The organism is Shewanella sp. 11B5 (assembly GCF_002836795.1).
In the GTDB taxonomy this organism is placed as follows: Bacteria; Pseudomonadota; Gammaproteobacteria; order Enterobacterales; family Shewanellaceae; genus Shewanella; species Shewanella frigidimarina.
This window is the reverse complement of sequence record NZ_PJAP01000308.1, coordinates 1-7156: the sequence shown is the minus strand read 5'-3', so window position 1 is coordinate 7156 and position 7156 is coordinate 1. Positions and strand designations below refer to the sequence as shown.

Genomic DNA, 7156 nt, shown 5'->3' with positions numbered 1-7156 from the left:
CGCCAATACGCTGATCATCCGGATAACGAATATAAATTTCACTCAAGCTAATCAATTCACTGATGGGCGTTTTCAGTTCATGAGCGATATCGGCAGTAATGCGCTTTTCTGTTTGTAGGTATTGTTGGCTAATTTTGACAAACTTATTCAACTCATTACGTATCGGTTCAATTTCAAGATAACGTTCTGATTCGCTAGACAGCGGGATGTATTTTTTAGTGACATCAACGCTTTTTAGCGACACGTTTAATTCGTTCAACGGGGTCAAACCACGATGAATCACCTTCACTACGGCCCAGCGGATCAATACAATCACCAGTAGTAAGCCAATGGCTAAACTAGAATCGATGATCACCAAAATTTGCGATAAATCTTCTGTGGTAATGGCTATGGTTAACCACATGGGTTCGACTTGACCTATAATTTCACGATCGACTTTAGGTACTTGCGGCTCAAAATAAGACACCATAGCGCGACCGTCTCGACCATCAGGTAACACCACATCAGCAAAAAAGGCACTATTGATCGGCATGTCTTTTTTAAGTAAATCTACCCCCTCGAAATTACGCAACGATTCAGATCGTTCAAACACGCTTGAGCCTTGCCACAACTGAAAAAAGCTTGCTTTAGTCGAGGTGCCAAATTCAGGCATAAACTCGCCAGCAAAATCAAACTCGGTGCCTTCTGGCGTCACTTTAACTAAGGTCTTTAGGTAGTTAGACTTGTCTGTTAACGCGCTATCAAATTCAACATCGACCCAATTATCGATACTGATATCAATCGCCAAAAACACCAAAATCAACATGCCTGATACCACATAGGTCATGGTATTGACTAGGTTTGTGGTTAACGATCTCATTAATGTTCACCTACAAAATAACCAAAACCACGTTTATTTTTTATCGGTAGCGTCACCCCAACGGCTTTAGCTTTTTTACGCACTGACGATAAATGAGCCTCGATAGTATTTTTCGATAAATGATTAAATGAACCCACTACTGCTTCGCTGATTTGTTCAGGATTAAGTACTTGCTTAGGGTTACTAAATAAATATTCAACAATTTTAAATTCGTTTTTGGTTAAGTCGATGTAATGGCCATCTGCATGAAGTGATTTGTTATTTGTGTCTAAAACAAAGTTCGCAACACAAATAGTTTTAACTTGTTGATTGAGTTCACCACGGCGGCCTAGGCAAAGTAATCTGGCTTGTAATTCGTCAAACGAAAATGGTTTACTCAGATAATCATCAGCACCCGCCAATAAGCCAGTAACACGATCTTCAGCTTGTGATTTAGCCGATAAAATAATGACCTTAGACTGATTACCTAATTTACGAATACTCTTAAGTAAACTCAGACCATCTACATTAGGCAGCATGAGATCCAAAATAATGAAATCATAAGAATTTGTGAGCGCCATGCTTAAGCCCTCAGAACCATCACCTGTTTCATCAACGGTATAACCTAAATGATCTAACCCAACTCTAATGCCGCGACGAAGTGCTTCAGAGTCTTCAATTAACAACACTTTCATTGAGTGTCCTTTATCATAATTACGCCTATATCCATATTACGAGTGATGCAGTCCAAATGGGAAAATAATCTAAACTCGGGATAACAAACTACCATGAGCAAACTTATCTCTATGCTAGCCATAGAGATAAGTTAACAGCCGACACGTTGCGGACAGATTAACGCTCAACTAAGCAATTATGCCCACAAAACAACCCACCAAACAATCGCTGCCATCAGCATGCTGAGAAACACAAATGCAGAGGCTATATCTTTGGCTAGCCCAGATAATTCATGAAACTCCAAGCCAATACGATCAACCACTACTTCAACTGCAGTGTTAACCAGTTCTGCAAACAATACAAATAGTAACGCCAGCACTAACATGGCAGATTGTGCTGCACTAATATTTGCCATACAAGCAAATACAGTTAATGGAATAAACAGCATTAACTCTTGCTGAAATGCCGCTTCATTACGGCACATCCACTTTAAACCATTAAAGGTATGTTTGCAGGTATACAGCAAGCGCATAATGCCATGGCGTTTCACCACAATTTTTGGCTGCTTGGCTGTCGCGTTCTTTGCCGTATTCTTTGTAACATTATCATCTGACGTAGACGATGAAACTGAAATTGTCATCGGTATATCCCTAGTTCATTTTACAATCGGTGGTGATATCTAACTTAGGATCACGTACCGAGCTGCTGACGCCGTAAAGCCCTAACAATGTATGGAACAAGTTGTCATGTGAGTACGAGCCACTTGATGCATGCTCGGCAACACATTCACGGTCAATTTCTTTAGCTTGTGTGTAGTCTTGTGGTAACCACATAAACCAAGGCACATGAGTTTGCTGGCTCGGCGCAATGCTGTAAGGCGTACCGTGTAAATACATTCCACTTTCACCCAATGATTCACCATGGTCAGATAAATACACCAGCGCGACGTTATATTTGTCTTGATATTGCTTAAGTACATTAATCGTTTCTGCCAACACAAAATCGGTATAAGCAATAGTATTGTCGTAAACATTAACAATCTCTTGGTCGCTACAGTTTTCAATGTCGCTGCGGCTACAAGCTGGCGTAAATAACGCCTTATCGGCTGGGTAACGCTGCCAATATGTTGGTCCGTGGCTACCAATAGTATGCAAAGCGATAAATTGATTATCTAAACCTTTACCCGACAGCGCACTGGCTTGGCTGTCTTGTTGTAATTTTTGGCTGAGTTTTTCAACTAAAATCTCGTCATAACAACTTAAACCATCACATAATGGATTTGGCTCGCTCGGCGAAATATCAATCTTATTAATGCGGGCTCCTACGTCTTTATCGCCGCCATCGTTTTCAAACCATGTCACGTTAACACCAGCCGCCTTAACTACATCAAGCACATTATTTCGTGCATCAGCAACTTCACGATTGTAATTGTCATGGATTAGGTTTGAGAACATGCACGGTAACGAATGCGCGGTAGCCGTGCCACACGACGACACATTCTGTAAGGCAATCATGCCTAGGTTTTCTGTGTATGGGTTGGTGTTACGTTGGTAACCGTTATACGCCATATTTTCTGCACGGGCAGTTTCACCGACAACAAGCACCATAAGGGTCGGTTTGCCATTCACGCTTGGGGTTAGCTGTGCATCTTGACCAATAGGGTCAAAGGTTAACTTTTCGGTAAAGTAACGGTTGTTTAGGTATTTAACCGTATTATAAATATGTGCAGGAATAATCATCTTATTCAGATAATTATTATTGCGCCCCACTGACGCATAGTCTTTGTAAAAAAACAGCACCATCAACCCGACTAACACCACGCTGAATATTGTAAAGCCAGCGCGACGAAGCACTATTTTGGCCAGTGACGGACCACTCGATAATTTAGTGCGGTATAACAAAACAGAAGGTATTACCCCTAACACCATCACATAGCTAATTGAAGGTAAGCTTATATATGAAAAAGCTTCACCAGAATTGGTTTCAAAAATATTTTCAATCATGCCGTAATCAAACATCACGTTGTACTGCAACATCGCATACATGGCCGCTGACGATGTCAGTAACAACACAATCATCACGGGTTTAAAAACAAATTTAAAAGCAAATAAGCTAAAAATAAGCATAAAACAACTGCTTAATAACAATGCCGGTGACAAAGAAAACAGCACATGACCATCTGCTGATAACTGATAGATTTTACGGATTATCGGAAAATTTAATACCAAGCCAAAATAGACAGCGATAATGCAGGTCATCGCCTCGTAACTGATGCTCTTTGGGGTGATACTGGATAATGTTTTCGTTAGTAATTTCAATTTTGCCACTCGCAATAAACTCGACTGGCGCTGATATTCAACTAAAACACTTAAGATCCACTGAATAAAAACTGAATTATTGCTGTGTGGTTATATTCAGTTTCAAAATATAAAAATGAGCTAAAAAAAAGCCCTTACACATAAGTGCAAAGGCTTTATAATCAATATATTAGCTAAATGTGTTTTACCACACCGTATAATTGATTATTTTTTTATCTTGGCAAAGGCATCAGCAAACGCATTACCCATAGCCGCATTTTGTGGTGCTTTAACCGGTTTACTGGCTGGTTTATTATGACCAGAACTCTTGGTATTGACTGAAAATTTACCCGCAGCAGGCTTTTTCTGGTAACTGTTTTGTGGCTTACCCTGCGACTGTCTTGTTGCTTTTTCGGTATCAATTTTTTCATCAAGACGCATGCTTAACGCAATACGACGACGCTCAATATCCACTTCCATCACTTTCACTTTAACCACATCACCGGCTTTAACCACTGTATGAGGGTCACTAACAAACTTGTCGGTTAACGATGAAATATGCACTAAACCATCTTGATGCACACCCACATCAACAAAGGCACCAAAGTTGGTCACGTTGGTGACTACACCTTCTAAAATCATCTCGACTTTAAGGTGCTTCAATTCTTCTATGCCGTCTTTAAACGTAGCCGTTTTAAACTCACCACGCGGGTCGCGTCCTGGTTTGTCTAGTTCGGCTAAAATATCATTAATGGTCGGGACACCAAATGCGTCGGTAACAAAATCGGCAGCATTAATCTGTTTTAACAAATCGCTATTACCAATCAGTTCAGTTAATGGCAATTGCTTAGCACCTGCAATCGACTCAACTAGGCTGTAAGCTTCTGGATGAACAGATGATGAATCCAATGGATTATCACCATTACGGATACGTAAAAAACCCGCTGCTTGCTCATAAGCTTTAGGCCCTAAACGAGCCACACTCAATAACTGCTTACGATTGGTAAATTGACCATTAGCGTCACGAAAATCAACCACGTTTTTAGCTAAGGTTTTGGTTAAGCCAGCAACTTGAGCTAATAACGGCGCTGATGCCATATTTAAGTCAACACCTACAGCGTTAACACAGTCTTCGACGACGGCATCAAGCGACTGCGATAACTGGCTTTGGCTTACATCATGCTGATATTGTCCTACGCCAATTGCTTTGGGTTCAATTTTTACTAACTCTGCTAGCGGATCTTGTAAGCGACGCGCAATTGATACCGCACCACGAATTGACACATCAAGATTAGGAAACTCATTAGCGGCAAACTCAGAGGCCGAATATACCGATGCGCCCGCTTCACTCACAATCACTTTGGTCAGCGTCGGATGCGTTTCTTTCACGGCAGCGATTAACTCGCCAGTTAGCTTGTCGGTCTCACGCGAGCCAGTACCGTTACCAATCGCAATAATTTCAACTTTATGCATGGTCACTAAATTACTTAAGGTACGAATCGATTTGTCCCATAAGTTTTGTGGCGCATGCGGGAAAATAGTGGTGTGGGCCACCAGCTTACCGGTGTTATCAACAATCGCGACTTTCACACCAGTACGGATACCAGGATCGAGTCCCATAGTTGCTTTAGCACCAGCAGGAGCCGCCATTAATAAATCGCCCAGGTTACGGGCAAACACTCTAATGGCCTCTTCTTCCGCGCTTTCACGCATCTTAGCGATAAACTCTGTTTCCATTTGCAAGGCAACTTTAATGCGCCAAGTCGAGGTCACTACCGTTTTCAACCATTCATCAACGCTAGAGTTAGTCAGTTCTAACTTAAAGTGATCGCTAATAATCACTTCACAATAACTGCCTTCTGTCGCTTGAGTATCGGGATCGGCGTTCATCGACAGGCTTAACATGCCTTCGTTACGGCCCCGCAACATGGCTAAAGCACGGTGAGATGGGATTTTACTCATCATCTCATTATGTTCAAAGTAGTCGCGGAATTTAGCGCCTTCTTTTTCTTTACCTTTTACCATGCGGCTTTCAAGCACAGCTTGCTGTAATAAATGCTGGCGCACTTTACGCAGCAACTCTGCATCTTCAGCAAAACGCTCCATTAAAATAAAACGCGCACCATCTAGTACCGCTTTAGAGTCGGCAAAACCCGCATCAGGATTAATAAACTCAGTTGCTTTACTTTCTATATCTAATTGACGATTGGCTAGCACTGCATCTACAAGCGGCTCAATACCCGCTTCGATGGCTATTTGGCCCTTAGTACGACGCTTTGGTTTGAATGGCAGATATAAATCTTCAAGGCGGGTTTTACTGTCGGCGTCATTAATCGCTTGAGTTAACGCTGGGGTTAATTTTCCTTGCGCATCAATGCTCGACAACACCACTTGGCGGCGGTCGTGTAACTCACGTAAATAACCTAAACGAGAAAACAAGTTACGCAACTGAGTGTCATCTAAACCACCGGTAGCTTCTTTACGATAGCGCGCAATAAACGGCACGGTGGCGCCATCATCTAATAGCGCAATGGTCGCTGTGACCTGTTGTTCACGGACATTAAGTTCTTGAGCGATAATCTGGGCAATATTATGCATAATCAATCGAATTCGACATGGTTTAAAATAAAATTATGCCAAAGATACCATAAAGACCACCAGTTCGCTGCTAGTACGAAAGGCTTTATGATGTCTTTATAGATAATCGATAAAAAGAATGCATCATCGGGCATGAAGTGCTAAAACACAGATGATAATATTACGGCTTATATAAAACCTCACCGTTCTTCGACCACATTAAGAGTAAACCGCGTGAAAACTAAGTTAATCACTTTAGAAGGCTACAATAAACTCAGAATTGAGCACGATTACCTGTGGAAAGAACAACGTCCTGAAGTGACTAAAATTGTCACTTGGGCGGCAGGTTTGGGAGATCGCTCCGAGAACGCTGATTATACTTTTAATAAACGTTTATTAAGGCAAATTGACCGCCGAGTACGTTATTTACGCAAGCTGCTGCCCGAACTCAAAATTGTCTATTACGCACCAGAGCAAGAAGGCAAAGTGTTTTTTGGCGCCACGGTTGAAATTGAAAACGACGCCGGTGACATTAAAACCTTTAAAATTGTCGGCCCAGAAGAAATTTACGACGAACGTAAAGACTACATCTCCATCGACTCGCCCATGGCCCGCGCGTTACTCAAAAAACAAGTCGACGATGAAGCGGTAGTGAGCACACCTCAAGGCGATAAAACCTGGTACATCAATAAGATTAGTTACAAACTAGAACAGAAATAACTTATCCAAGGAAAACGGAATCAAAGGCGTTAATTGCTATGGTTTAGTT

General features: G+C 41.6%; 5 protein-coding genes and 1 pseudogene. 1 reads left to right on the top strand and 5 read right to left on the bottom strand.

Going from position 1 to position 7156, the window contains the following annotated elements; genetic code table 11:
- From CXF78_RS06205 to CXF78_RS06185, 5 genes and pseudogenes are all read right to left on the bottom strand, one after another.
- Positions 1–859 (bottom strand): annotated as a pseudogene (locus tag CXF78_RS06205) (sensor histidine kinase); the annotation flags it as partial.
- Positions 859–1533 carry a response regulator transcription factor gene (locus tag CXF78_RS06200; RefSeq protein WP_011635728.1) on the bottom strand — a complete coding sequence of 225 codons (675 nt, stop codon included), beginning with the start codon at positions 1531–1533 and terminating at the stop codon, positions 859–861. The pseudogene CXF78_RS06205 and the gene CXF78_RS06200, both read right to left, overlap by 1 nt.
- 176 nt (positions 1534–1709) lie before the next feature.
- Positions 1710–2153, bottom strand: coding sequence for a diacylglycerol kinase (locus CXF78_RS06195; protein ID WP_243638405.1), 444 nt, complete (start codon positions 2151–2153; stop codon positions 1710–1712).
- A 10-nt stretch (positions 2154–2163) separates the two neighbouring features.
- The gene (locus CXF78_RS06190) at positions 2164–3831 is read right to left on the bottom strand and encodes a phosphoethanolamine transferase (RefSeq protein WP_257984855.1); all 1668 of its coding nucleotides are present in this window, start codon (positions 3829–3831) and stop codon (positions 2164–2166) included.
- 204 nt (positions 3832–4035) lie between these two features.
- Entirely contained in the window at positions 4036–6408 is a 2373-nt protein-coding gene (locus CXF78_RS06185) for a Tex family protein (RefSeq protein ID WP_102036278.1), read from the bottom strand.
- Positions 6409–6621: 213 nt separating this feature from the next.
- Between CXF78_RS06185 and greB the strand changes: the two genes are divergently transcribed.
- The gene (gene greB, locus CXF78_RS06180) at positions 6622–7107 is read left to right on the top strand and encodes a transcription elongation factor GreB (RefSeq protein WP_011635724.1); all 486 of its coding nucleotides are present in this window, start codon (positions 6622–6624) and stop codon (positions 7105–7107) included.
- Positions 7108–7156: the final 49 nt, after the last annotated feature.